Genomic DNA, 24,737 nt, shown 5'->3' on the forward strand with positions numbered 1-24,737 from the left:
CGGGTGACCTCCTCGAAGCGCCGGCCGCCGTGGCACATGCCGGGGATGAGGACGAAGGTCGCCATCGTCGTGCTCCTTGTCGGGTCGGGCGGATCAGGGGATGCGGGAGCGGCCCGCGGCCGCGGCCACGACGGCGGCCAGGGCGCACAGGGCCGCCGTCCACGCCAGGGTGGCCTCGGCTGAGGTGCGGTCGGCGACGATGCCCGCGAGCCACGGGCCCGCGGTCTGCCCGGCCGCGAACAGCGTGGTGAAGGCCGCCAGCGTCGCCGTCCAGCCGGCGGGCGGGGTGTCACGTTTGATGAGCGCGGTGACCGCGGCGGGAACGCCCATGAACGTCGCGCCGTACACGATCGCCGAGGCCAGGATGACCGGCGGCGCGGGCGCGGCCAGGGCCAGCGCGGCCCCGCCGGCCAGCGCGCCGAGCAGCGTGGCCAGGGCGCGGGTGCCGGGCCAGGCGGCGGTCGGGCGGCTCCACAGCGCGGGCGCCGCGACCACCGCCAGGCCCAGCGCCGTCCAGGTCAGCACTACCTGCGCGAGCGGCGCCCGCCGTTCGGCGAGGTAGGCGGACAGGAACGTGATGTAGGCGATGTAACCGGCGGCGAACAGCAGGTACGCCAGGGCGATCCCCCACAGCGGGCGCAGCCGCGCCCGCCCGGCGGTGGCGGCGGGCGTCTCCTCGCCGGTGCGCGCCGCGGTCCAGCTGCCCGCCGCCGCGAGGGCGGCGGCGACGCCCAGGCCCGCCCAGGCAAGCCGCCAGTGCCCGCCCAGCAGCGGGACGGCGACGCCGCCGAGCACGATGCCCGCGCCCGTGCCCGCGAAGTAGGCGGTGATCGGCGTCCCGGAGCCCGCACGGGCGGCCAGGCGGGAGGCGATCACGCCGCCGGTGACGAACACCAGCGCGCCCGCCGCCCCCGCCGCGGCCCGCAGGATCAGGAGCGCCACGTAGTGGCCGGTGAGCGCGGTGGCGGCCAGCGAGACGGCGGTGAGGGCCATGCCGCAGCGGAAGGCCCGGGCCGGGCCGAGGCGCCGCGCGACCGTGGCGGCGGCCAGCGCGCCCAGCAGGTAGCCCACGCCGTTGGCCGTGCTCATCGCCCCGGCCTGGGCCAGGGTCCAGCGAAGGTCCTCGCGCATGGCGGGCACGAGCAGGCCGTAGGCGAAGCGGGCGAGGCCGAGCGCGGAGGCGGTGCCCAGCGCCAGGCGCGCCGCCTGCCGTACCGCCTGCCGCCTGCCGAGATCGAGCACGGTCGGGCCCTCCCACACATCGAACCGATCAGTACGATGTTGACGATAGCAGAGATCGAACCGATCGGTACTATCAGGGCGGGCTCAGGGAAGCCGGACGCGGACGCCGCGGCTGAGGGCCGAGTCGTGCAGCTCCAGGGCCTCGGGGCGGGTGGCCCTGGGCAGCTCGAAGACCAGGGCCCCGGTGAAGGACTGGCCCGGCGGGACGCGGACCGGGGTGAGCGCCTTGCCGGACTTGTCGAGCAGGCGCGTGCCGGGGTGGGCGACGCCGCCGGTGTCGACGATCTTCTGCTGGCCGGGGTAGAGGACCCGGCTCTCCTGGCCGACGTTGCGGACCCTGAGCGAGATCGTGCAGGTGCGGGCCGAGGCCGAGCGCGCGGGCTTGGGGCAGGAGGCCTTGGTGACCGCGAAGGACAGCTTGCCGTCGCGCGCGACGTCCTCGGCGCTCACCGAGGGGGAGCGCAGCAGGCTGGAGATCAGGACGACCAGCAGCACGAGCAGCAGGACGCCGACGACGACGAGCGCCAGGCAGCCGCCGCCGAGGCCGCCGCGGGCCTGGGGAAGCGGCCGGACCGGCTGGGGCGGATGCCCGGGCGGCGGCGGACCTCCCCCGCTGCGGCCCGGCGCCGGGGGATGCGGCAGCCGGCCGGTGCCGGTCACGTCCGGCGGCGGGGAAGAAGGACGCGGCATCCGGCCGCTCCCCGTGACGTCCGGCGGCGGGGCGGAAGGACGCGGCATCCGGCCGCCCCCGGTCACGTCCGGTGGCGGAGCTGACGGGTGGGGGAGGCGGCCGCCGCCGGTGACCTCGGGCGGCGGGGCGGACGGGTGGGGGAGGCGGCCGGTGCCGGTGTGCTCGGGATGCGGCAGCGGGCCTCGCGAGGCGGGCGGGTGGGGCACGTGGCCCGGCCCGCCGCCCGGAGGCCCGGGAGGCGGGGGAGCGGCGGGGCGCGGCGGGCGGCCGGTGTGCCCCTGCGGGTGCGGCGACCACGACGAGCCCCGCGGCGGGACGGGCCGCGGGAAGGCGGCCGGATCCCAGGAGTCCGTCAGGAACCGGGTGGCCGCCTGCTGCGCCCCGGTGGTCTCGGTGGCCCCGACCAGCTCCAGCAGCAGCTGCGTCGCGGTGGGCCGGCGGTCGGGGTCGGGGTGGATGGCCGCCGCCACCAGCCGGTCGAGCGGGGCGGGCAGGCCGCGCAGGTCCGGCGGGGCGGTGCGGGCCCTGGCGGCCATGACGTAGGCGTCGCCCTGGCCGAACGGATGCCCGCCGAGCCCCGCGTACGCGATCAGCGACCCCCACGCGAAGACGTCGGCCGCGGGACTGGTGCGCCCCTCGAAGACCTGTTCGGGAGCGATCCAGCCGGGCGTGCCCATCACCATGCCGACGTTGGTGTGCCGGGAGTTCATCGTCGCCGACCGCGCCAGCCCGAAGTCGATCACCCTGGGCCCGGCCAGCGTCAGCATCACGTTGGCGGGCTTGAGGTCGCGGTGCACGAGCCCGGCGGCGTGGATCGCGGTGAGCGCGGCGGCCACGCCGACGCCCACCGAGTGCAGCATGGAGTGCGACAGCGGCCCGTGCCGCAGCAGGTGGTCCTCGAGCGAGACGCCGTCGATGTACTCGGTGACGAGGTAGAGGATCCCCGCGTCCTCGCCGTGGTCCAGCACGCGGGCCGTGCAGAAGGACGCCACGCGCCGGGCGTTGGACACCTCCTCGTGGAAGCGCGCCCGGTAGACCGGGTCGGCGGCCAGGTCGCGGCGGATCGCCTTGAGCGCCACCTGGGCACCGTCGGGGGCCGTCGCCAGGTAGACCGTCCCCATCCCGCCCGAGCCGAGCCGGCCGACCAGCTGGTAGGGGCCGATGGCGGTCGGATCCTCCGGCGTCAGCGGACTGTGCTGCCCCACCGCCGCCGTCCCTTCGCCGAGTTCTCCCCCCATTGCCCCAAACTCTAATGGAGGACGGCCGGACTGGCGTGCCGGTCCGGCTCCTCGGTGGCCCGCGGCAGGCGCGGCGAGAAGCCGCCTCCTTCAGGTGACGCGGCGCCGCAGCAGGCAGAACTCGTTACCCTCGGGATCGGCCAGCACGTGCCAGCTGACCTCCGGGCCCTGGCCGACGTCGACGGGGCGGGCGCCGAGATCGAGCAGGCGCCGCAGCTCGGCCTCCTGGTCCCGGTCGGTCGGGTTGACGTCGAGGTGCAGGCGGTTCTTGACCACCTTGGGATCGGGGGACCGGACGAGCACGAGGGTGAAGGGGGAGGAGTCCGAGCCCAGCTCCACGACGTCCTCCTCCTGGTCGACCACCCGGAAGTCCAGCACCCGGCTCCAGAAGGAGGCCAGCGCACGGGGGTCGGCGCAGTCCAGCACGATCTCGGTGACGCGGCAAGCCATGATCTCACCATGCCCGGCCGGGCGCCGGTGTCACCCCCGCAGCCGCGCGGCCTCGGCGGCCAGCTTCTCCACCCGCCCCCAGTCGCCCGCCGCCAGCGCGTCGGCCGGGGTCAGCCAGGTGCCGCCGACGCAGCCGACGTTGTTCAGCGCGAGGTAGGCCGGGGCGGTCTCCGGCCTGACGCCGCCCGTCGGGCAGAACCTCACCTCCGGCAGCGGCCCGGCCAGCGCCTTGAGGTACGGCACGCCGCCCGCCGCCTCGGCCGGGAAGAACTTCAGCTCCCTGATGCCGCGCTCGGCCAGGGCCATCGCCTCCGAGGCGGTCGCCGTGCCCGGCAGGAACGGCACGCCGGCGGCCAGCATGGCCTCCACGAGGGCCGGGGTGGTGCCCGGCGAGACCAGGAACCTCGCCCCGGCCTCGACGGAGGCCGCGACGTCCTGGGCGGTCCGGACCGTGCCCGCGCCCACCACCGCGTCCGGCACCTCGGCCGCGATCCGGCCGATCGCCTCCAGCGCGCCCGCCGTGCGCAACGTCACCTCGATCACCGGCAGCCCGCCGGCCACCAGGGCGCGCGCCAGCGGCACCGCGTCGTCCACTCTCTCGATCACCACGACGGGGATCACGGGCGCCAGGTCCAGCAGGCTCATGACTGAAGGTTCCTTCCCAGCCACGCCGCCGCGCCGGTGAGGGCGGGCTGCGGGGCCACGATCAGGGTGGTGGCGATGGCCGACAGGTAGCCGGTCGGACCGGCCTCGAAACGGGCGCGGAACTCGCCGGCCCGCACGCGCTCCACGATACGGGGCAGCACGCCGCCGCCCAGGTACACCCCGCCCCTGGCGCCCAGGGTGAGGGCGACGTTCCCGGCGAAGGTGCCCAGCATCGCGCAGAACACCTCGACCGTCTCGGCGCACAGCGAGTCGTCCAGCCGGGCGACGATGTCCGCCGCGGTCAGGCCGGGCTCCGTGGCCGGCTCCGGCACGCCGTTCACGGCCGCCAGCGCCCGGCGCAGCCGTACCAGGCCGGGCCCCGACAGCAGGTCCTCAGCCTCCACACGGGCCATCCCCTGCGCCTGCAGGGCGCGGACGATCTCGAGCTCCTTGGGCGTGGTGACCGGGACCGTCACGTGCCCACCCTCGCACGGCACCGGCACCCAGCCGCCGTCCGCGGGCACCAGACCCGCCACGCCCAGCCCGGTGCCGGGCCCGAGCACCGCCTTGACGCCGTGCCCCGGCTCGGGGCCGCCCAGGCTCGCCAGGTCGCCCGGCTCCAGGTGCGGCAGGGAGGCGGCGAGCGCCTCGAAGTCGTTGATCAGCACGGCGTACGGCAGGCGCAGGTCCTCGACGCTGCCCGTCCAGTGGGCGTTGGTCAGCCTGTAGGCGTGGCCGTCCACCGGCCCGGCGACCGCCACGCACGCCGCGCCGGGGCGGACGCCGCCGAGGCGGCCGAGGTAGTCGGCCACGGCGTCGGGCAGCGTGGGGTAGTCGGCCACGGGCAGCACCCTGACGCCCGTGGGCCTGGCGCCGGGCTCCCGCACCAGGCCGAACCGCGCGTTGGTGCCGCCGATGTCGGCCACCAGCCACGGCAGCGTCGTGCTCACCTCCGGCCTCCCTCGCGTGCTCGCCCGCACCGCCCCGGAAGGGCTCATCGGGCGGTCTCCGCGTGCGACGCCCCGGCCGGCGCCGCGAAGCCCAGGCCCGGGCCGTGGTCGGGCGACTCCGAGCCCGAGACCCCGAACACCGAGCCGCCGCGCTCGGCCGGGCCCGCCATGCGGCGGAAGGCCGCGAACAGCTCCCGGCCCGTGCCGATCCACTCCGCGTCGCTCAGGGCCCGCCCCTCGGGCGCCCGCCCCGACAGGTCGGCCAGCACCTCCAGCGTGCCCGCGGCCGAGTCCAGGCGGATGACGTCGCCGTCGCGCACGAGCGCGATGGGACCGCCGTCGGCCGCCTCCGGCGACAGGTGGATGGCCGCCGGCACCTTGCCCGACGCGCCCGACATGCGGCCGTCGGTCACGATCGCCACCCGCTGGCCCCGGTCGAGCAGCACCGCCAGCGGCGGGGTGAGCTTGTGCAGCTCCGGCATGCCGTTCGCGGACGGCCCCTGGTAGCGGATGACCGCGACGAAGTCCTGGCCGTCCAGCTCGCCCCGCTCGAAGGCGGCCAGCAGCTCCAGCTGGTCGTCGAAGACCTTGGCGGGCGCCTCGATCACCAGGTGCTCGGGCTTGACGGCCGAGACCTTGCTGACCGCGCGGCCGAGGTTGCCGTGCAGGATGTGGATGCCGCCGTCGGCCGCGAACGGGTCGGACACCGGCCGCAGCACCTCCGGGTCGGCCGGCCCGCCGGTGATCTCCTCCCAGACCAGCGCCCCCTCCTTCAGCGACGGCGCCGACCGGTAGTGGTCCAGCCCCCGCCCCGCCACGGTGAGCACGTCGCGGTGCAGCAGCCCGGCGTCCAGCAGGTCGCCGATGAGCACCTGCAGCCCGCCCGCGTCGCGGAACTGGTTCACATCCGCCTGCCCGTTGGGGTAGACGCGCGCCAGCAGCGGCACGGCCTTCGACAGCGCGGCCATGTCGTCCCAGGTGAGCACGATGCCCGCGGCGGCGGCCATGGCGACCAGGTGCAGGGTGTGGTTGGTGGACCCGCCGGTGGCCAGCAGCGCGACGCAGGCGTTGACGATCGCCTTCTCGTCCACGACCTCGCCGATCGGCGTGTACTCCGGGCCGTGGGCCGTCAGCCGCACGACCCGCTCGCCCGCGGCGGCGGTCAGCGCGTGCCGCAGCTCGGTGTGCGGGTTGACGAAGGTCGCGCCGGGCAGGTGCAGGCCCATGACCTCCATCAGCACCTGGTTGGAGTTGGCGGTGCCGTAGAAGGTGCAGGTGCCGGGGGAGTGGTAGGACCTGGCCTCGGCGTCCAGGAGCTCCTCGCGCCCGACCAGGCCCTCGGCGTACTTCTGCCGCGTCCTGGCCTTGACCTTGTTGGGCAGGCCGGAGGTCATCGGCCCGGCGGGCACGAACACGGCCGGCAGGTGCCCGAAGTGCAGCGCGCCGATCAGCAGGCCGGGCACGATCTTGTCGCACACGCCCAGCAGCAGCGCGGCGTCGAACATGTCGTGCGACAGCGCGATCGCGGTGGCCATGGCGATCACGTCGCGGCTGTAGAGGGACAGCTCCATGCCGGGACGGCCCTGGGTGATGCCGTCGCACATGGCCGGCACGCCGCCCGCGACCTGCGCGACGCCGCCCGCCCGCCGTACCGCGGCCTTCAGCTCCGGCGGGTAGGTCTCATACGGCTGGTGCGCCGACAGCATGTCGTTGTAGCTGGTCACGATCGCCACGCCGGGCTTGGCCGTGCCCCGCAGGGCCGGCTTGTCCTCGGCGGGCGCGGCGGCGAAGCCGTGTGCCAGGTTCGCGCAGCCCAGGTGGGAGCGCGCGGGCCCGCGCTCGCGCAGCCGCTCGCCCTCGCGGCGGATCCGCTCCAGGTAGGCGGTACGGCTGGCGCGGCTGCGCGCGGCGATGCGCTCGGTGACGTCCAGGATCGTCGGGTTCACGGATGGGTCTCCTCATGCCAGGCGCGACCGCTGCGGCCGAGCAGTTCGTGGGCTCCGGCGGGTCCGGTGGTGCCGGCGGGGTAGGGCTCGGGCAGCCGGGAGGAGGACTCCCAGGCCTCGAGGATGGGGTCGATCCAGCGCCAGGCGGCCTCGACCTCGTCGCGGCGCATGAACAGGGTCGGGTTGCCGGCCAGCACGTCCGACAGCAGCCGCTCGTAGGCGTCGGGCACGCGGGTGGCGAACGTCTTGCCGAACGACAGCGACAGCGGCACCGGCTTGAGCGTCACCTCGCCCGCGCCCGGCTCCTTGGCCATGATGTGCAGCTCGATGCCCTCCTCGGGCTGCAGCCGCAGCACCAGCCGGTTGGGGGAGCCGCCGGGGAAGATGGAGTGCGGCACGTCCTTGAACTGCACGACGATCTCGCTGCGCCGGTACGGCATGCGCTTGCCGGTGCGCAGGTAGAACGGCACCCCGGCCCAGCGCCAGTTCTTGATCTCGGCGCGGATCGCGGTGAAGGTCTCCACCCGCCGCGAGGCCTCGGTGGGCGGGGTCGAGGCGGGCTCGTCCAGGTAGCCGGGCATGTCGCCGGAGGCGGTGTACTGCCCGCGCACGGTGAAGCGGTCCACCTCCGAGCCGGCGATCGGCCGCAGCGCCTGCAGCACCTTGACCTTCTCGTCGCGGATGGCCTCCCGGTCGTTGCGGGCCGGCGGCTCCATGGCGACCAGGCACAGCAGCTGGAGCAGGTGGTTCTGCACCATGTCGCGCAGCGCGCCCGCGTGGTCGTAGTAGCCGCGGCGGCCGGGCGTGCCCACGGTCTCGGCGGCGGTGATCTGGACGTGGTCGATCCACAGCGAGTTCCAGATCGGCTCCAGGAAGGCGTTGGCGAAGCGCAGCACCAGCAGGTTCTGCACCGTCTCCTTGCCCAGGTAGTGGTCGATGCGGAAGATCTGCCGCTCGTCGAAGATGGCGCCGACCTCGTCGTTGATGCGCCGGGCGCTGACCAGGTCGCGGCCCAGCGGCTTTTCCAGCACGACCCGCGAGCGGGGCGTCACCAGGCCGGCGGCGTGCAGGTCCCGGCAGAACGGCCCGAACGTCATGGGCGGGCTGGCCAGGTAGAAGATCCGGTCACGCTGCTCATGCCCGGCCAGCATCCGGGTCAGCTCGCGCCACCCGCTGCGGTCCTCGCCGCCCACATCCACGGTCACGTGGTGCAGCCGCCCCAGGAAGCGCCGCCAGGCGGCCGGGTCCTCGGGCACGAAGGCCCGCACCTCGGCGTCGACCTTGCCGCGGAAGTCGGAGTCGTCCAGGCCGCCGCGCGACATCGCGATGATCCGGGTCTGCGGGGCCAGGCGGCCCTCCAGGTCGGAGTGGAACAGCGCGGGCAGCAGCTTGCGCATGGACAGGTCACCGGTGCCGCCGAAGACGACGAGGTCTGCTTCGTGGGCGTGGGGGGACACGTGGCCTCCAAGTCAGATCGGGCAGAACGGACAGTAGCCGGACTTAAGGTCCGACACAACCCGAGTTTTGTATGTTGAGATACATAAGCCATGACTTTTCATTACTTAGGTGTCTGTGGTTTACTAAGCCGATGTCTCGACGTACCGCCGCGCTCGCCACGACCGGCGAGGTGCTGCACCTGATCCGCTCGGGTGAGGCCGTCACGCGCGCGGACATCGGCCGCGTGACCGGGCTGTCCCGCCCAGCCGTGTCGCTGCGAGTCGGCGAGCTGCTGGAGCGCGGGCTCGTCGTGGAGCGCACCGACGCCCCCTCCACCGGCGGCCGTCCGCCCGTCCGCCTGGAGTTCAACGCCGCCGGGGGCGTGGTGCTGGTCGCCTCGCTCGGCGCGAGCCGTACCAGAGTGGCCGTCTGCGACCTGGCCGGGCGCGAGCTGGCCGGGCGGGGCTTCGCCATCGACGTGGAGCAGGGCCCCGACGTGGTGCTGCCGCTGCTCATGGACACCTGGGAGGAACTGCTCGGCGATCGGCCGCGCTCCATGGTCAGGGGCGTGGGCATGGGCGTGCCCGCCACGGTCGAGTTCGCCAAGGGCCGCACCGAGAGCGTCCGCGTGATGGCCAGCTGGACCGGCGTGGTGATCCCGCCGATCGTCCAGGAGCGCTTCCCCGTGCCCGTGCTGGTCGACAACGACGTGAACGTGCTGGCCATCGGCGAGCACCGCGGCGTCTACGCCGGGATGGCCGACGACCTGCTGTTCGTGAAGATCTCCACGCGCATCGGCTCGGGCATCGTGGCGGGCGGGCGGATCCTGCGCGGCGCGCTCGGCGCGGCGGGGGAGATCGGCCACATCCCGGTCAAGGACGGCGGCGGCGTGCTGTGCCGGTGCGGCAACGTCGACTGCGTCGACTCCGTCGCCAGCGGTACGGCCCTGCTGCGCGACCTGCGCAAGGCGGGCAAGGACGTCAAGGACATCGACGACGTCACCGCCCTGGTGCGGGCGGGCGACGCCGAGACGATGGCCATGGTGCGCGAGGCCGGCCGCCGCATCGGCGAGGTGCTCGCGGGCGCGGTCAACATCCTCAACCCGGCCGTGGTCGTGCTCGGCGGCGACGTGGCCGAGGCGTTCGCGTCGCTGGTGTCCAGCATCCGCGAGGTGGTCTACCGGCGTGGCACCGCGTTGGCCACGCGCAGCCTGCGCATCGAGCCCAGCCGCCTGGGCGCCGCCGCCGGCATCAGCGGGTGCGCGGTCATGGTGCTCGACCGCGTGCTGTCGCCGGAGGCCGTCGACGAGAGCCTCGCCAGGGGTACGGCGGCGCCGTCCGGGATCTAGCGGGATCCAGCGGTACGGCGGGCCCCGGCCCGGACCGCGGTCCGGCCCGGGCCGCGACCCTAGCCGAGCAGCGTCTCGCCGATCCAGCCGCCCTCGGCGCAACCCGGCGGGATCGCGAACACCGCCGAGCCGACCGGCCTGGTCCACTGGTTCAGCAGATCGGCCTCGGCCAGGCGGCGCTGGACCGGGACGAACTGCCGCTCCACGTCGGCCTGGTAGGCGGCGAACAGCAGCCCGACCTCGCCGTCGGCCTCCTCGTAGGAGTACGGCCTGCGGAACATCCGCAGCCCCGGGTCCGCGACGTGGGCGCGGCGGATGTGCGCCTCCTGCGCGATCACCGGGAAGCCGAGCCCGTTCACGGCGGCGTAGTCGGGCGGATCGTGCTCGCGCGTGCCGGTGAGCGGCGCGCCGCTGTCCAGCCGCCGCCCCACCGCGAACTCCTTGGCGCCGGTGTCGGCGGCGTCCCAGTCGTCCATGAGCATCTCGATGCGGCGCAGCACGAGCATGGTGCCGCCGCGCAGCGGGCCCTCGCGGATCCAGACGGCCCGGTCGAAGTCCGGCGTGCCCGGCCGGGGGTTGACCGTGCCGTCGAGCTGGCCCATCAGGTTGCGATGGGTGTGGCCCGGCCGCTGCGTCGCCTGGCGGAAGCCGCGCTGGAGCCACTTGACCGTGGCGAAGGCACGGGTGTCCTTCCTGACCATGCGGACGGCGTGGGCGAGCGTCACCGGGTCGTCGCAGCACAGCTGCACCAGCAGGTCGCCGCCGGACCAGCGGTCCCGGAGGCGGTCGACCGGGAAGCGGGGCAGCGGGGCGGGGCCGCCGGGGAGTCCGGCGGCCTGGAAGAACCCGGGACCGAACCCGAAGGTGACGGTCAGCCTGGCGGGAAGGGCGGCCAGTCCGGGCTCGGTGTCGCCGAGGGCCGGGCGCCCCTGGGTGAGGCGCCCGGCGTCGTCGGTGAGCAGCCGCATCAGGCGGCGCAGGTGGTCCCGTGTGGTGCCCCGGCGCAGGGACAGGCCGAGGAAGGCGGCGTGCGCCTGCGGCGTGGTCGCCACCCCGGCCTGGTGCTCGCCGTGGAAGGATTCCACGGCCCGCCCCGGCTCCCCGGCTCCCGGCTGATCCTCGGACCGCGCTGGCTGGACGGCCTGCCCTCGCCCCGGTTCGGCGGCCCGGTCGGCGGGGGAGCAGCCGGCCAGCGTCCCGGCCCCCACGACCGCGAGGCCGCCCGCGAGGAGCCGCCGGCGCCCGATCTCCGCCACGGCGAAGGGCCCGCCCATGGGAAGCTCACCCATGGCCGGGGTGGTAGGTCTCGTTCGCGCCGGCGAAGTCCTTGGCCACGGCGGTGAACCGCAGCGTGGACCCGTCCCCCAGCCGGAGGGTGAACGGCACCTCGCCGCCGGGCTCGATGGGCCGCCGCACGTCCATGAGCATGATGTGGTTGCCGCCGGGCTCCAGCTTGAGCGAGCCGCGCGCCGGGACCACGAAGCCGCCCTGCTTGGGGCGCATCACCATCTTGCCGCCGTCCTCCACGGTCTCGTGCAGCTCCACCTCCGGCGAGGCGGGGGTGGCGGCCGAGACCACGGTGATCGGAGCGTCGGTGCTGTTCACGAGCGTGCCGAAGGCGGCGCTCATGCCCTTGCCCGCGGCCTTCACCCAGGGGTCGGTGATCGTGAGGGCGCCGGCGGGGGAAGGGGCGGGGGAGGAGGGGGCGACGGGCTGGGCGGAGGGCTGCCCGGAGCCGCAGGCGGACAGGCAGGCGGACAGAGCCAGCGCCGCGCACGCGGCGGCGGTACGGCTCACGACGGTACGGCTCACGACGGCATGACGAAGAAGCTTCACGAGAACGTCTCTCCTTGACGAAGAAAGGCATGACGGAAGGGCGCCCGTCTCCGTGGGGAGCGGGGCGCGGACTGGTCAGGCGGCGGGAGAGACGGGCGGGGCTCGACCGTTGACGGTGTGCCGGAGCAGCGCCGGGCGCGGGATGTTCGGCTCAGGCGCGGGGACCGCGTAGAAGGGGACGGGCGGCGGCTCGGGCCAGACGAGGCTCAGCCGTACCAGCATCCGCCGCACGAGGCTCCACAGCGCCGCCTCGCCGCGGGCCAGCCACAGCGCGGTCAGGGCGACGGCCCAGCCGTGGGCGGCCAGCATGCCGAGCCCCGGCACCAGCCCCGCGTGGGCGTGGCCGCTCAAGGCTGTGGGCTCGGCGGCGTGGGCGAGCGAGAACAGCAGGTGGAGTACGGCCTGCAGGACGGCCAGCAACGCCACCGTGGCGGGGTAGCCGCGCTCGCGGGCGGCGGCGGGCACGGCGGCCAGCCACGAGGCGGCGAACGCCGCCGCGGCCACGGGCAGCCCTACGTCCCCGCCTCCGAACCGGTGCGCCAGCAGGCCCAGCACCGTGCACACGGCGGCGAACGCCGCGGCGCGGGCGAGGCGGAAGGGCACGGAGGCGGGCATCGCGGGAATCATCCCACGCGCCGCACGCGGTCAGGAAAGCACCCTCACGGCTGATCGTCCGCAGAGCCGGGCACGGAAGGCCCACCGGCGCCCTCCACCGCTCCCGCCGGACGCGAACGGGTCACCGGTCCGAGTCGTGGGCGTGGCCCGGCGGCTTGGTCTTGTCCGGGTGCTTGGTCTTGCCGGGCGGCGCCGGCTTGCCCGTCGGCTCCGCGGAGGGCGGGTCGTCCTGGCCCGCCGTGGAGGCGTCCGGCGTGCTTTCCGGGTGGTGCCGGGTGGACGGGCTCGGGGCGGGCGTGCCGGACGGTTGCCGGGTGGGCGGCGCGGTGACGCCGGACCGGGGCTTGGAGGTCGAGGCCGGTGTGTCGGGCTTGACGGTCCTGGCCGGCTCGCCGGTCCTGGCGGTTCTGCCGGGCACGGTGGGCTTGGTGGGCGTCGGGGAGGCGGCGGGGGAAGGCGGCGGTGTGGCGGGGCGGGCCTGCCGCTGCTCGGGCGTCAGCACCGGCACCGCGCCGGTCCCGGATCCGCCCAGCCAGCGGGCGGTGGAACGGGCGGTGTCCATGAGCACTCCGCCGACGAGGATCGCGGCCCCGGCCAGCATGAGCGTGCCGGCGAGGAGGGCGATCGCCATCAGGGCGCGCCTGCGCCGGTCGCCCTGGCCGGCGACGGCGGGGCCGTCCGTGGGGGAGTCCTCGATCACAGCCTGCCATGGTAGTGACAGGTGAAAATTTGACCAGCCTTTGCGCCGGAAGTGGCGAAAATCTGTGAAAAATCGTGATCAATGAGGATTCGTTGACAGGCGCCGCGGTCGAGCGGAGAAATGACGCATGAAACGCTTCTCCCTCGCAGCAGCCTCACTCCTGTTATGCGGGGCACTCGTCTCCCTCCCCTCCGCACCCGCCGCCGCCGAGCCCCCCGAGGCGACCGGTCCCAAGGTCTACACCGCCGAGATCACCCCCGACCAGCTCGGCCTCCTCCAGCAGGAGGCCGTCGACCGCGAGGATGTCACCACGACCGCGGCCGAGGGCGGCAAGGTCCGCCTGACGATCATCCTCAACGAGATCATCGCCGACAAGCTCCGCAAGCAGGGCATCGACCTGAGGGAGCAGGCGCCCGTCCAGGCCAGGGCCAGGGCCGCGGCCACGGTCTTCCGCCCCTACAGCGGCCCCGGCAACATCCGCGAGGAGCTGCTGAAGGCCGCCGCCGACCACCCGCTCATCGCCAAGGCCGTCGACATCGGCACCACGCTGCAGGGCAAGCCCATCACCGCCGTCCGCGTGACGCTCGGCGCCCGGGCGCTGCCCGACCGCGTCAAGCCCGCCGTCGTCTACCAGGCCGCCCAGCACGCCCGCGAGTGGATCACCCCCGAGATGGTCCGCCGCCTCATGCACCACTACCTGGACAACTACGGCAAGGACCGGGAGATCACCAAGCTGGTCAACACGGTCGACCTGTGGTTCGTCCCGGTGGTCAACGTCGACGGCTACGACCACACCTTCACCTCCCCCGACACCCGGCTGTGGCGCAAGAACCTGCGCGACAACGACGGCGACGGCGTCCTGGAGACCGGCGAGGGCGTGGACCTGAACCGGAACTTCCCCAACAGGTGGGGCTACGACAACGAGGGCTCCTCGCCGGTGCCCGCCTCCGAGACCTTCCGCGGTACGGCTCCCGCCTCCGAGCCGGAGACCAAGGCCCAGATCGCCCTCATCGAGCGGGTGCGCCCCAAGTTCGTCATCAACTGGCACTCGGCCGCCGAGCTGCTGCTGCACGGCGTCGGCTGGCAGTTCTACACCCCCAGCCCCGACGACCTGATCCACGACGCGATCCTGGGCGACGCGGCCAAGCCCGCGGTGCCCGGCTACGTGCCCGAGATCGGGGCCCAGCTGTACACGACCAACGGCGAGACCGACGGGCACTTCGAGAACGCCTACGGCGCGCTAACCCAGACGCCGGAGATGTCCACCTGCCGCACCGTCTCGCTGATCGACCCGGACGACCCGTGGCGGCCGGAGGACTGCGTGAGCGGCTTCCACTTCCCCGACGACGAGAAGCTCGTCGCCGCCGAGGTCGCCAAGAACATCCCGTACGCGCTGTCGGTGGCCAAGTCCGCCCACCGGCCCGACCGGCCCGTCTCGGCGGTCGGCCGCACGGTCCCCGACATCGACCCCGACGAGTTCGCCGTCTCCTACAGCGGCGACCAGCAGGTGGCCGCCCTCATCCGCCGCTCGCTGCCGGTCAAGCTGCTGCACTACCGGATCAACGGCGGCCGCACCCACACCGTACCGGTGCGGGAGTGGAAGGGCGGCGAGCGCTACGGCGACGAGTTCGACACCTACTTCGCCGAGTACCGCGGCACGGTCCGCGGCCAGAAGCCCGGCGACAAGGTCGAGGTGTGGTTCACCGCCGCGACCGCCAAGAGCCCGCGCTTCGCCTACACCGTGCGCGACCTGGCCGGGGCGCAGGTGCTGGTGGTGGCCGACGAGGACTACAAGGGCGTCAACCCCGCCTACCCGCCCACGGTGACCGCGCCCAAGTACGCCCGGCAGTACGTCGACGCCCTGGCCGCCGCCGGGCGCAAGGCGCTGGTGTGGGACGTCGACGCCGACGGCGTGCCGCACCACCTGGGCGCGCTGTCGCACTTCAAGGGCGTGGTGTGGTACCTGGGCGACAACCGGCTCACCCAGGACGCGGCCGACGAGACGATCACGGTGTTCGGCACGCCGCGGCGCGACGCCCAGGTGGCCGACCGGGCCTTCCACCTCACGCTGGCGCTGCGCGACTACCTCAACGAGGGCGGCAAGCTGCTGTACGCGGGGGAGACGGCCGCCTACTTCGGCTCGGTGATGACCGGCGGCATCTACTACGGCCTGAAGGGCTTCCCCGACAAGCCCTGCGTGGTGACCATCAGCACCCGCGACGACTGCGAGACCCTGTCCAACGACTTCGCGCAGTACTGGCTGGGCGTCTCCGGCCGCAGCGCCGTCAACGCCCCCACCGGCGTGGAGGGCACCGGCACGCCGCTGACGGGCGCCACCGGGGCCTTCGCGGCCGCCGGCGACAACCCGCTCAACGAGGCCGGCAACTTCACCGTCACCAGCACGCTGCTCAACGAGCGGGACTTCCCGCTGTTCAAGAGCTGGCCCGCGGCCATCTACCAGGGCAGGACCGGGCCGTTCGAGCCGGTCGAGGGCAAGTGGTACGCCGCGGCGCGGCACGTCAACTACGCCTACAGCCGCCTGGTGCGCACGATCGACCTGACCGGCGTCAGCGCGGCCCAGGCGCCCAAGCTGGAGGCGCAGCTGTCCTACAACACCGAGGCGAACTTCGACCACGTGCTGGTCGAGGCGCACACGGCGGGCGCGGAGGACTGGGTGACGCTGCCGGATCTGGGCGGCGGCACCACCACCCAGGTGCCGGCCGAGTGCGAGCAGGGCTACTACCTGGCCGCGCACCCGCAGCTGCTGAAGTACCTCACCCCCGGCGACCCGTGCACGGCCAAGAGCTGGAACGCCTTCACCGGCAACTCCGGCGGCTGGAAGAAGGTCGCCTTCGACCTGTCGGCCTACGCCGGCAAGAAGGTGGAGGTGTCCATCAGCTACGTGGCCGACCCGGGCACCGGCTTCCAGGGCGCGTTCGTGGACGACACCAAGGTGACGACCACAGGCGGCACGCTGGACGCCGAGGGCTTCGAGACCGGCCTCGGCCCCTGGACGGTCCCCGGCCCGCCGCCGGGCAGCGTCAACGTCGGGGCGGACTTCACCCGCGCCAACTCCCTCGGCGCGCCGGCCGTCGCGACCGCCGACTCGGTCGTCCTGGGCTTCGGCCTGGAGCAGGTGGCCACCCCGGCCGAGCGCGACGACCTGATGAAGCGGATCGCCGACTACCTGCTGGCCGACCCGCGGTGACACATCCCCGTTAACACCCGCACAGCAGCCCCCGGAGGGCGGTCTCCAGGCACAGGCCGCTCTCCGCGGGGCGCTCCCACAGCACCCGCACCAGCGACCCGTCGGCGCGCACGGTCGCGCCGAAGCGGTCCAGCTCCCACAGCCACACCTCCCCGGCCCGCCGTCCCAGCAGGCGGGAGACGCCGGCGGCCAGCTGGCCGCGGTGGGTGTCGTTGACGTGGGCCAGGACGCGCTCGGCCGTCTCCAGCAGCGGGTCGGGCTCGGCGTCGAGGTAGTCCTCGGCGTCGAGCACGCCGGACTCCTCGCCGGTCAGGTACACCATCTGGCCCACGTCCAGGCGCAGCAGCCGGGGCGCGGCGGCTTCGCCGTACCGCTCCAGGGCCTCGAACAGCGCCTCGTCGGCGTTGCGGGCGGCCACGGCGAGCGCGGCGTCCCTGGCCTGCTCGCGCGGCACGGCCTGCAGCCAGCCCTGCGCCTCCAGCAGGCCGCGGGGATGCTCCACGGTGCCGAGCAGGCGCATCGCGCACAGGTTGACCGCCACGGCGGCGTCCTCGGGCACGCGGTGCAGCGGGTCGCCGGGCCGTGCCAGGACGACCGGCCGGCCCTGGGCGTCCACGCCGCCCGTCGCGGGGTACGGCACGCCGTCCAGGGTGACCTTCGTGACGCTCGCGGTCATGGCGAGCGTGCGGATCCGCTCGGCGATGGGCGGCATGACATCCCCTTCAAATGTAGGTTAGGCTTGCCTAAGTAAGGTCTACCTAATCACATTGAGGTGAACGTGCGCTACACCGGTCCCAAGGTGCGGCTGTCCCGACGCGCGGGCGTGCCGCTGACCAGGAAGGCCGTCCGGTACTTCGAGCAGCGGCCCTACCCGCCCGGCCAGCACGGCCGCATGACGAACCGGCGCGACACCGGCGACTACGGCCTGCGGCTGCTGGAGAAGCAGAAGCTGCGCTGGTACTACGACGTGTCGGAGCGCCAGCTGCGCCGCTACTGGGACCTGGCCGTGCGCCGCCCCGGCGCCTCGGGCGGGGAGCTGGTGTCGATCCTGGAGAGCCGCCTGGCCTCGCTGGTGGTGCGCGCGGGGCTCGCGCCGTCGATCTACGCGGCCCGGCAGTACGTCTCCCACGGCCACATCACCGTCGACGGCCGCAAGGTGGACATCCCCAGCTACCTGGTCAAGCCGGGCCAGGTCGTCGCCGTGCGCGACAGGTCGCGCCGGATGCAGCCCTTCCTCGCCGCGGCCGAGGGCCTCTACGCCGACGAGCGCACCGCCCCCTACCTGGCGGTCGACCACGCGAACCTCACCTTCACGCTCACGGCCAAGCCCGAGCGCGAGCACATCGCGGTCCCCGTCGACGAGCAGCTCGTGGTGGAGTTCTACTCCCGATAGCGCTACCGGCCCTCCTGGGCCGCGCCGGACGGTGTGAGGCGGAAGACCCGGAGCTCCCGGCCCGACTTGGCGGTGTAGTGGTCGAAGACCGGCCACATGGCGATCAGCCGGGGCCAGACGGCCGCCCGTTCCTCGCCGGTCAGCAGCGTGGCGGTGACCGGGAAGTCCCGGCCGCGGAAGCTGACCCGGGCCGACGGCGTGGCCAGCAGGTTCGCGCTCCAGGCCGGATGGGAGGCGGTGCCGAAGTTGCTGCCGACCACCAGGAGGCCGCCGTCCGGCTCGGGCAGGCAGGCCAGCGGCGTGCGGCGCGGCAGCCCGCTCTTGCGTCCGGTTGTGGTGAGGACCAAGGTGGGAATGATGCGGCTGTTCGACATCAGCCGGCCACGGGTGAGCCTGTGAACGGCTCGGTCCAACGGGGGGATGATCTTAGGGCCGATTCGCGTGAACCAGTCGGTGGTGACGAGCCACTGCAAGAGGCGCTTCAGCACCCGCGAAGTGTAGCAAGCGCTCGGTCGAAAACACGCCGCCGAAATGCCCGACTTCATGACCGATAAACGTGATATAAACCATCGAACTATCGGTAGAAAGGCAAATCAACATGTCATACCCACCGCCGCAGTACGGCAGCGGCCCGCAGTACGGCGGCCCACTCACCCACCCGAACGGCACCACGATCCTGGTGCTCGGCATCCTGAGCATCGTGGTGTGCGGCTTCCTCGGCCCGTTCGCCTGGAACATGGGCAACAAGGCGCTGCGCGAGATCGACGGCAGCGGCCAGATCTACGAGAACCGCGGCATGGTCCAGGCCGGCCGCATCTGCGGGATCATCGGCACGATCTTCCTCATCATCGGGGTCGTCTTCGGGATCCTCTGGATCGTGCTGGCCGTGATCGCCGCGAGCACCAGCGGCGGTTTCTAGGGCGAGCCGGCCCCGTAGTCGCCGATCCCCTTCTCCAGCAGATCGAAGGCGGCTTGGGCCTGCTCGCGCAGCCAGGGCGCGATCCGCCCCCAGCTCTCGCCGGCCATCCTGAGCCGCACGGCCTGCCGGGCGAGTAGCCCCGTGGCCTCGAGGATCTGGGCCGCCACCAGGCGTGGTCTCAGGTCCTCGGGCTCGGCGTCCGTCTCCTCCGCCAGCGTCCGCGCCAGCCGTTCCCGGCGCTGCTCCTCCATCTCGCGCATCCGCGCCGTCAGTGACGGGCTGCCTGCGACGACCCGCTCGAACTCGTCCGCGCCCTCGTTGAGCCCGTAGCGCCAGTCCTGCGCCTCGATCGCCGCCAGGAACTCGCGGCGGAAGGCCGCCACCACGCTCTCGCCCGGCCCCCGCTCGCGCACCACCCGGCTCGGCACGTCCTCCGCCTCCGCGCGCCGGTCCATGAACAGCTCTTCCTTGGTGCCGAAGTAGTTGAACACCGTGTTGACCGACACGTCGGCCGCCCGGGCCACGTCGGCCACCGTGACCTTGTCGAACCCGTGCGCCAGGAACAGCCCGGTCGCCACGTCGGAGATCCGCTGCCTGGTTTCCCGCTTCTTGCGCTCACGCAGCCCTTCCGCCATGTGGTCATGCTACAACTTTGCAGTGACACCAAATTTGGTGTTACTCTAACTTCTGTGATCCGAACACACGGCTTGCGGAAGACCTACAAGGGCGGCGTCGAAGCCGTCGCCGGCCTGGACCTGGAGGTCGAGGCCGGGCAGATCGCCGGGCTGCTCGGCCCCAACGGCGCCGGCAAGACCACCGCCATGCGCATGCTGGCCACGCTGCTGCGCCCCACCGCCGGCACCGCCGCCGTGGCCGGCCACGACCTGCTCGCCGACCCCCAGGGCGTACGGCGGAGCATCGGCTACGTCTCGCAACACGGCGGCTCGGGCCTGACGAGCCCGCTCGGCGAGGAGCTCGTCCTGCAGGCCATGCTGTACGGCATGCGGGCCGGGCAGGCCAGGCGCCGCGTCGGCGAGGTGCTGGAGCTGCTCGGCGTCGCCGGGCTGGAGACCAGGACCGGCGCGGAGCTGTCCGGCGGCCAGCGGCGCCGCTTCGACCTGGCCTTTGGCCTGCTGCACCGGCCGCGGGTGCTGTTCCTGGACGAGCCCACCGCCAGCCTCGACCCCGACAGCCGCGCCACGCTGTGGCGGCACGTCAAGGGCCTGGGTATCACCACGGTGGTGTCCACCCACCTGCTGGAGGAGGCGCAGGCGCTGTGCGACCGGCTGCTGATCATGAATCGCGGGCGGATCGTCGCCTCCGGCACGCCGGAAGAGCTCACCGCCGGGCGGAGCCTGCTGGAGACCTACCAGGAGGCCGTCGGTGCGTGAGACCTGGCTGCTGCTGCGCCACCACCTGCGGCTCGCTCACCGCCACCGGCTGGGCCTGCTCGTCGCGCTGATCCAGCCGCTGCTGTTCCTGGCGCTGTTCGGCCCGCTGTTCGTGGCCGTCGGCACGTGGCAGACCCTCGTTCCCGGCCTGATGGTGCAGCTGGCCCTGCTCAGCGCCGGCCTGGCCGGCTTCGGCGTCGTCTTCGACCGGCGCTTCGGCGTCCTGGAACGGCTCCGCGTCACCCCGGCGAGCCGCGTGTCGCTGCTGCTGGGGCGGGTGCTGAGCGACATGGCAGGGCTGCTGCTGCAGACCGCGCTGCTGGTGGCCGCCGGCTACGCCTTCGGGCTGCGCGCACCCCTGCCGGGCGTGCTCGCCGGGCTGCTGCTGATGCTCGTGGCCGGCATCGGGCTGGCCGCGCTGTCCTACGCCGTCGCGCTGACGCTGGACGAGAACCTGTTCGCGCCCGTCATGACCACGGCGGTGGTGCCGGTCATGCTGCTGTCGGGGGTCTTCCTGCCGATGTCGATGGCCCCGCCGTGGCTGGAGGCGCTGTCGCAGGCCAGCCCGTTCCGTCACACGGTCGAGGCGCTGCGGGCGCTGTTCGCCGGCCACTACCTCACCGGGCCGGTGATCGCCGGAACGGCGGTGACCGTCGTGTTCGCCGCGGCCGGGCTGGCGGCCGGCACCCGCGTCTTCGGCCGGGCGACCTCCTAGCGCCCGTCGTCCTCCGGCGGGCCGTACGGCTCGATGGCCGGGTCGGAGAAGGCCCCCTCGCGCCAGGCCTTCTCCGACACCCGCAGGCCGTACAGCCCCTGGTCGGGGTCGATCAGCACCAGCCCGTAGGCCGTGTCCACCTCCTCGGGGTCCAGCTTCAGCCGCGCGACGGCGTCCTGCAGCGACGCGCCGGGCGGCAGCCGTACGGTCAGGAGGATCATGGGATCTACGCTACGCGCTTGGCCCTGCGGCGCAAGGCGGCCACGACCCCGGCGGCGTCGAGGATCCCGTAGCCGTAGTCGAAGTCGTAGCCCACGTCGCTGCGGTCGTCGGCGGTACGGCGCAGCAGCGACCGCAGCTGCGCGGGCGACAGGCGCGTGGCCGGCCACTGGGTGCGCACCGCGGCCACCAGCCCGGCGGCCACCGGACAGGCCGCCGAGGTGCCCGAGTCGGGCTCGTTCTCGCCGAACGCCTTGGATCCCGAGAAATGGGTGTAGGCGCACAGGTCGGGCTTGCGCAGCGCCAGCCGTCCCGGCCCCTGGCTGGAGTAGCCCACCCGCTCCCCGGTCACGTCCACGCCGCCGACCGACAGGACGCGCGGGTGGGAGTTGGCGCCTACGATCGGCCGCGAGGGGAAGGCGCACCGGCCGTCGGGGCACTCGCGCCCGCAGTTGCCGGCGGCGAAGAGGATGTCGGCGCCCGCCCGGTCAAGGCTGGCGACGATGAGGTTGAAGGGGTGCGCGGCGTTGTCGGAGTAGTTGCCGGGATGCCCCACCGGGAAGTCCCAGCGCGGGGAGAACGACCCCCACGAGTTGCTGACCACCAGCGCCCTGGTCTCGGCGGGCTGCGCCTCCAGCACCGTGCGCAGGTGGGCGAAGGCCGCCACGGCGTCCGACAGCAGGCCCTCCAGGGCCGATCCGCCCGGCCGGGTCGACAGCAGCACCGGGATGTCGATCAGCGAGGCCTTCGGCGCGGCGATGAGCGCGTCGAAGGCGCACATCGTGCCGTGGTCCACCTCGAACTCGCCGGGCCGGCCCGCGACGCCCGCCGGGTTCCAGCTGCGCTCGGCGTCCAGGGTCACGTCCCGCCCCAGCTGGCGTGCCACGTGCGCGGCGTTGACGCCGGTGTCGAGGACGGCCAGCGCCACGCCCGTGCCGTCGAGCCCCTCGGCGGCCAGCGTGGAGACCTGCAGGAGGCTTTCGACGTCGCGCCAGTCGCCCACGGGCGCGTCACCGCCGCACGTGGGGCTGGACTCGACGACCGGATCGGCGTAGACGCCGACCACGTCGGGCCGCAGCGCCGGCAGGAGGGCCAGGCGCGTGGTCAGCTCGTCGTCGGCGATGGTGCCGCGCACGAGCACGGTCGCGTCGTCGGCGGCGAGGGAGAAGTCCAGGGGCTGGTTGAGGGAGAGGGGGTCGCCGCCGGCGGCCGGCACGGGACGCGGGATCGCCACGGGCGTGAAGGCCGCGTCGAGCTCCACGCCCGGGAGCCCGTCGGCGACGTCGGCCGTGGTGGGCGCCGGGCCGGGCTCGGCCACGGCCGCGACCAGATCGGGGGAGGGGCGTAGCTGGATCATGACCCGCATGAGGCACCACCGAGTGTTCTTGGAGGGATCGAACCTCCCAACACTCCTTCATCCGCGGGGAGGCGTCCAGCAGATCCGGGGTGTTGTGAGCTGCTGGAATACCGCAAAAGCAGGCGAATTTAGCGCGCCGTCTTTTCGGCCCGTCGAGATTTGGCGGAAGGGGATGCTTGGATAGCGGGCTCGTTTCCCCGGCCGTCCGCTCCGACGGCCGGGCGTGCCCCTACATGCCGCAGAGCTCCTCCAGCGACTTGGCCGACTTGTTGTCGTTGCGGGTGGGCGTCTGGGACGGCGCCGGCTTGCGGGTGGGAGAGACCGACGGGGAGGCCGTGGGGCTGCCCGGTGCGGCAGAGACGTTCGCGGCGAGCTTGCGGCGCGCGGGCTTCATCGAGTCCTGGATGGCCTTGCTCGCGGCACGGCGGATCTTGGCCCAGTCCGCCGAGCCCGGCCAGAACTCGGGCGGCACGAACTGCAGGCTCGTGATGCGCGCGCTCTTGACCTTCACGGCCAGCTTGGCGACGGCGGGCACCAGCTCCTGGGGGATGTTGGTCTGGGCCAGGCGCTTGGTGGCGCTGGCGATCTTGGTGAAGTTCCCGATGATCTTGTCGGGGGTGGCCTGCTGGACGAACGCCCCGATGACGCAGCGCTGGCGGCTCATGCGGGAGAAGTCGTCGGACCCGACCCTGGACCGGCCGTACCACAGCGCCTCCTCGCCCGACAGCCGCCGGTAGCCGGCCTTGATCGTGCCGGCCGTGCCGTACAGGCCGCCCCAGGGGATGTCGCGCTCGACGCGGATCTTGATGCCGCCGATGGCGTCGACCAGGTCCACGAAGCCGTACATGTTGATCAGCGCGTAGTAGTCGATGTGCAGGCCCAGGGTGTGGCCGATGGCGTCCATGAGCGCCCGGGGACCCTTGTTCCTGCCGCCCATGATCTCGGGGTGGTCGTTGGCGAACTGCCAGACCTCGTTGAGCAGCCCGCCGTTGGGCAGCTCGGCCATGAAGCCGTTGGGGAACTGCTTGGCCAGGGGCGAGTTCGGCGGGAAGTGCACGTGCTGGAGGTTGCGCGGCAGGCTGAACATGACCGTGTTGCCGGTTCTGACGTCGACGCTCGCCACGGTCATGCTGTCGGTCCTGATGCCGACGCGGTTGCCCGCGCCGTCGCCGCCGACCAGCAGGAAGTTGACGCGCGTCCTGCCGTTCCAGGGGTCCTTCTCCGGCTCGGCGACCTTCTGCACGTCGGGGTCGGAGCCGCCCTCCTTGAAGATCGACGCCATGAGGTCGCGCGCGGTCATGGCCGTGTTGACCACCAGGCCGAAGGGCGCCATGACGGCCACGCACAGCACGCCGACGAGGATGCCGGAGACGATCTGCCCCCGGCTGTCGAGCCGGTCGGGGCCGAGCACGATGTAGGAGGTCAGCACGAGGGCGAACCAGGCGAGGGCCCCGAGGCCGGCGACGACCGACACCGTGACGAGCGCGCCCCCGGTGGCGAAGGCGGTGAGGTCGTCGAGGTTGCGGGTCAGGCCGTAGGTCAGGCCGGCGACGAGCAGGACGCCGAAGGCGGCCAGGAGCGCGAAGCCGGTGCGGCGCCGTCCGGCCCGCAGGTGCGCCAGGCCGGGGACGATCGCCGACAGCGCGGTCCAGCCGAGGATGGAGCCGAGGGTGATGGGCTGCGCGAAGCGGGGGGCGAAGCCGAGGGGCCGCCGGGGGCGGCGGGCGGCGTCTTTCGAGCCGCTCGCGGGGCCCGCCGATCCGGGGTGGCCAGGCGTCCCCGGGGCGCTCGCGGAGCCGGCCGCCGCGGCGTGGCTTGTCGAGCGCGGCGTGCGAGGGCGGCTCGTGGGACCGGCCGTTCCGGCCTGGCTCGCGGGATCGGCTGTCGCGCTGCGGGTCCGCCTGCCGCGGCGCCTGCCCGGGCGGCCGCCGGGCGCGGTCGCGGAGGCGCCGGCCTGTCCCGGATCCGTCACGCGGTCCAGTCTGGGATCCGTCGCACCGGTGCCGCCCGGGCCGGGGCCCTGCGCGCCGGCGGCGTCGGCCTGACCGCCCGGCGCGTGGGACCCGTGGCGGGGTGCCCGGGCGTCGTCGACGTGGCCGGTCCCGTCCCCGGCGGCCGATGCGTCACGGCCGGGCGCGGGGGCCGCTCCGGCGAGGCCGCGGACGTCGCCGCCGGACGCCTCTCCGGGACCGGTGCGCCGGGCGTCGCCTCCCTGGCCCGCCTCGCGGCTCCTGCCCGCGCGGCCCCCACGGCCGGTGCCTCCCCCGCGACGCTCTCTCACACCGGCTCCCTTGCATGCGTTGGTCTACCAGGCCAAATGCTGGGGAGGATTTTAGCCTCTATATACGGACATCCGAGACAAGTCGCTAATTTGAGATGAACCAGCGGTGACGAGCAATGATCGAAACCTGTGGATCTGACGGGAAGGGGTGTACCT

General features: G+C 73.6%; 23 protein-coding genes. 6 read left to right on the top strand and 17 right to left on the bottom strand.

Features of this window, described 5'->3' with window-relative positions; translation table 11 throughout:
* Positions 1-93 precede the first annotated feature (93 nt).
* The 7 genes from BSB02_RS10925 to zwf form a co-directional block, all read right to left on the bottom strand.
* The gene (locus tag BSB02_RS10925) at positions 94-1,242 is read right to left on the bottom strand and encodes a YbfB/YjiJ family MFS transporter (protein ID WP_169729379.1); all 1,149 of its coding nucleotides are present in this window, start codon (positions 1,240-1,242) and stop codon (positions 94-96) included.
* An 84-nt stretch (positions 1,243-1,326) separates the two neighbouring features.
* Positions 1,327-3,171 (bottom strand): serine/threonine-protein kinase, encoded by a 1,845-nt coding sequence (locus tag BSB02_RS10930; RefSeq protein WP_084958596.1) that lies wholly within the window; start codon positions 3,169-3,171, stop codon positions 1,327-1,329.
* Positions 3,172-3,261: 90 nt separating this feature from the next.
* Positions 3,262-3,621: a VOC family protein gene (locus tag BSB02_RS10935; RefSeq protein ID WP_084958597.1), complete on the bottom strand. Its 360-nt coding sequence runs from the start codon at positions 3,619-3,621 to the stop codon at positions 3,262-3,264.
* 30 nt (positions 3,622-3,651) lie between these two features.
* A complete protein-coding gene (eda, locus tag BSB02_RS10940; RefSeq protein WP_084958598.1) occupies positions 3,652-4,266 on the bottom strand; it encodes a bifunctional 4-hydroxy-2-oxoglutarate aldolase/2-dehydro-3-deoxy-phosphogluconate aldolase in 615 nt (204 codons plus the stop codon).
* Entirely contained in the window at positions 4,263-5,216 is a 954-nt protein-coding gene (locus tag BSB02_RS10945) for a glucokinase (protein WP_240506346.1), read from the bottom strand. The genes eda and BSB02_RS10945 overlap by 4 nt, the downstream gene beginning before the upstream one ends.
* Before the next feature lie 44 nt (positions 5,217-5,260).
* Complete coding sequence (edd, locus tag BSB02_RS10950; RefSeq protein WP_084958600.1) at positions 5,261-7,162, bottom strand: phosphogluconate dehydratase; 1,902 nt, start codon at positions 7,160-7,162, stop codon at positions 5,261-5,263.
* Entirely contained in the window at positions 7,159-8,619 is a 1,461-nt protein-coding gene (gene zwf / locus BSB02_RS10955; protein WP_084958601.1) for a glucose-6-phosphate dehydrogenase, read from the bottom strand. Before zwf ends, edd begins: the two co-directional genes overlap by 4 nt.
* Before the next feature lie 131 nt (positions 8,620-8,750).
* Here zwf and BSB02_RS10960 point away from each other — a divergent pair, with 131 nt between their 5' ends.
* The gene (locus tag BSB02_RS10960) at positions 8,751-9,947 is read left to right on the top strand and encodes an ROK family transcriptional regulator (protein ID WP_084958602.1); all 1,197 of its coding nucleotides are present in this window, start codon (positions 8,751-8,753) and stop codon (positions 9,945-9,947) included.
* Between the two features lie 59 nt (positions 9,948-10,006).
* Here the strand turns inward: BSB02_RS10960 and BSB02_RS10965 are convergent, their stop codons facing one another.
* The 4 genes from BSB02_RS10965 to BSB02_RS10980 all read right to left on the bottom strand — a co-directional run bounded on the left by BSB02_RS10965 (position 10,007) and on the right by BSB02_RS10980 (position 13,098).
* A complete protein-coding gene (locus BSB02_RS10965) occupies positions 10,007-11,236 on the bottom strand; it encodes a Dyp-type peroxidase (protein WP_240506347.1) in 1,230 nt (409 codons plus the stop codon).
* Positions 11,229-11,783 carry a copper chaperone PCu(A)C gene (locus BSB02_RS10970; protein ID WP_240506348.1) on the bottom strand — a complete coding sequence of 185 codons (555 nt, stop codon included), beginning with the start codon at positions 11,781-11,783 and terminating at the stop codon, positions 11,229-11,231. The genes BSB02_RS10965 and BSB02_RS10970 overlap by 8 nt, the downstream gene beginning before the upstream one ends.
* 75 nt (positions 11,784-11,858) lie before the next feature.
* A complete protein-coding gene (locus BSB02_RS10975; RefSeq protein WP_084958605.1) occupies positions 11,859-12,398 on the bottom strand; it encodes a hypothetical protein in 540 nt (179 codons plus the stop codon).
* 121 nt (positions 12,399-12,519) lie between these two features.
* Complete coding sequence (locus tag BSB02_RS10980) at positions 12,520-13,098, bottom strand: hypothetical protein (RefSeq protein WP_084958606.1); 579 nt, start codon at positions 13,096-13,098, stop codon at positions 12,520-12,522.
* Between the two features lie 127 nt (positions 13,099-13,225).
* On the opposite strand from BSB02_RS10980, the gene BSB02_RS10985 reads away from it, so the two are divergent.
* A complete protein-coding gene (locus BSB02_RS10985) occupies positions 13,226-16,306 on the top strand; it encodes a M14 family metallopeptidase (RefSeq protein ID WP_084958607.1) in 3,081 nt (1,026 codons plus the stop codon).
* Positions 16,307-16,316: 10 nt separating this feature from the next.
* Here the strand turns inward: BSB02_RS10985 and BSB02_RS10990 are convergent, their stop codons facing one another.
* Positions 16,317-17,018 carry a DUF2470 domain-containing protein gene (locus tag BSB02_RS10990; protein ID WP_084958608.1) on the bottom strand — a complete coding sequence of 234 codons (702 nt, stop codon included), beginning with the start codon at positions 17,016-17,018 and terminating at the stop codon, positions 16,317-16,319.
* A 66-nt stretch (positions 17,019-17,084) separates the two neighbouring features.
* On the opposite strand from BSB02_RS10990, the gene rpsD reads away from it, so the two are divergent.
* Positions 17,085-17,699 (top strand): 30S ribosomal protein S4, encoded by a 615-nt coding sequence (gene rpsD / locus BSB02_RS10995; RefSeq protein WP_084958609.1) that lies wholly within the window; start codon positions 17,085-17,087, stop codon positions 17,697-17,699.
* 2 nt (positions 17,700-17,701) lie between these two features.
* Here the strand turns inward: rpsD and BSB02_RS42940 are convergent, their stop codons facing one another.
* The gene (locus tag BSB02_RS42940; protein ID WP_084958610.1) at positions 17,702-18,244 is read right to left on the bottom strand and encodes a nitroreductase family deazaflavin-dependent oxidoreductase; all 543 of its coding nucleotides are present in this window, start codon (positions 18,242-18,244) and stop codon (positions 17,702-17,704) included.
* 53 nt (positions 18,245-18,297) lie between these two features.
* Here BSB02_RS42940 and BSB02_RS11005 point away from each other — a divergent pair, with 53 nt between their 5' ends.
* Positions 18,298-18,618 carry a DUF4190 domain-containing protein gene (locus BSB02_RS11005; protein ID WP_084958611.1) on the top strand — a complete coding sequence of 107 codons (321 nt, stop codon included), beginning with the start codon at positions 18,298-18,300 and terminating at the stop codon, positions 18,616-18,618.
* On the opposite strand, the gene BSB02_RS11010 is transcribed toward BSB02_RS11005, so the two are convergent.
* Entirely contained in the window at positions 18,615-19,253 is a 639-nt protein-coding gene (locus tag BSB02_RS11010) for a TetR/AcrR family transcriptional regulator (RefSeq protein WP_084958612.1), read from the bottom strand. The genes BSB02_RS11005 and BSB02_RS11010 overlap by 4 nt on opposite strands.
* A 54-nt stretch (positions 19,254-19,307) precedes the next feature.
* On the opposite strand from BSB02_RS11010, the gene BSB02_RS11015 reads away from it, so the two are divergent.
* Together BSB02_RS11015 and BSB02_RS11020 are read left to right on the top strand one after the other, a co-directional pair.
* Positions 19,308-20,009 (top strand): ABC transporter ATP-binding protein, encoded by a 702-nt coding sequence (locus BSB02_RS11015; RefSeq protein ID WP_084958613.1) that lies wholly within the window; start codon positions 19,308-19,310, stop codon positions 20,007-20,009.
* Positions 20,002-20,724 carry an ABC transporter permease gene (locus BSB02_RS11020; RefSeq protein WP_084958614.1) on the top strand — a complete coding sequence of 241 codons (723 nt, stop codon included), beginning with the start codon at positions 20,002-20,004 and terminating at the stop codon, positions 20,722-20,724. The genes BSB02_RS11015 and BSB02_RS11020 overlap by 8 nt, the downstream gene beginning before the upstream one ends.
* Here the strand turns inward: BSB02_RS11020 and BSB02_RS11025 are convergent.
* The 3 genes from BSB02_RS11025 to BSB02_RS11035 form a co-directional block, all read right to left on the bottom strand.
* Complete coding sequence (locus BSB02_RS11025; RefSeq protein ID WP_084958615.1) at positions 20,721-20,945, bottom strand: hypothetical protein; 225 nt, start codon at positions 20,943-20,945, stop codon at positions 20,721-20,723. The genes BSB02_RS11020 and BSB02_RS11025 overlap by 4 nt on opposite strands.
* A gap of 5 nt (positions 20,946-20,950) precedes the next feature.
* Complete coding sequence (locus tag BSB02_RS11030; protein WP_240506350.1) at positions 20,951-22,300, bottom strand: S8 family peptidase; 1,350 nt, start codon at positions 22,298-22,300, stop codon at positions 20,951-20,953.
* Between the two features lie 229 nt (positions 22,301-22,529).
* Positions 22,530-24,581: an LCP family protein gene (locus BSB02_RS11035; protein WP_240506351.1), complete on the bottom strand. Its 2,052-nt coding sequence runs from the start codon at positions 24,579-24,581 to the stop codon at positions 22,530-22,532.
* Between the last annotated feature and the right edge of the window lie 156 nt (positions 24,582-24,737).

The organism is Thermoactinospora rubra (genome assembly GCF_002093975.1).
GTDB classification, from domain to species: Bacteria; Actinomycetota; Actinomycetes; order Streptosporangiales; family Streptosporangiaceae; genus Nonomuraea; species Nonomuraea rubra_A.

Bases quoted from the DNA above. Each gene is read 5' to 3' on its own strand.
- BSB02_RS10930 (WP_084958596.1), bottom strand. From the start codon at position 3,171: ATGGGGGGAGAACTCGGCGAAGGGACGGCGGCGGTGGGGCAGCACAGT.
- BSB02_RS10935 (WP_084958597.1), bottom strand. From the start codon at position 3,621: ATGGCTTGCCGCGTCACCGAGATCGTGCTGGACTGCGCCGACCCCCGT.
- BSB02_RS10960 (WP_084958602.1), top strand. From the start codon at position 8,751: ATGTCTCGACGTACCGCCGCGCTCGCCACGACCGGCGAGGTGCTGCAC.
- BSB02_RS11005 (WP_084958611.1), top strand. From the start codon at position 18,298: ATGTCATACCCACCGCCGCAGTACGGCAGCGGCCCGCAGTACGGCGGC.
- BSB02_RS10965 (WP_240506347.1), bottom strand. From the start codon at position 11,236: ATGGGTGAGCTTCCCATGGGCGGGCCCTTCGCCGTGGCGGAGATCGGG.
- BSB02_RS10990 (WP_084958608.1), bottom strand. From the start codon at position 17,018: ATGCCGCCCATCGCCGAGCGGATCCGCACGCTCGCCATGACCGCGAGC.
- BSB02_RS11030 (WP_240506350.1), bottom strand. From the start codon at position 22,300: ATGATCCAGCTACGCCCCTCCCCCGATCTGGTCGCGGCCGTGGCCGAG.
- eda (WP_084958598.1), bottom strand. From the start codon at position 4,266: ATGAGCCTGCTGGACCTGGCGCCCGTGATCCCCGTCGTGGTGATCGAG.
- BSB02_RS42940 (WP_084958610.1), bottom strand. From the start codon at position 18,244: ATGAAGTCGGGCATTTCGGCGGCGTGTTTTCGACCGAGCGCTTGCTAC.
- BSB02_RS10985 (WP_084958607.1), top strand. From the start codon at position 13,226: ATGAAACGCTTCTCCCTCGCAGCAGCCTCACTCCTGTTATGCGGGGCA.
- BSB02_RS11025 (WP_084958615.1), bottom strand. From the start codon at position 20,945: ATGATCCTCCTGACCGTACGGCTGCCGCCCGGCGCGTCGCTGCAGGAC.
- BSB02_RS10975 (WP_084958605.1), bottom strand. From the start codon at position 12,398: ATGCCCGCCTCCGTGCCCTTCCGCCTCGCCCGCGCCGCGGCGTTCGCC.
- BSB02_RS11010 (WP_084958612.1), bottom strand. From the start codon at position 19,253: ATGGCGGAAGGGCTGCGTGAGCGCAAGAAGCGGGAAACCAGGCAGCGG.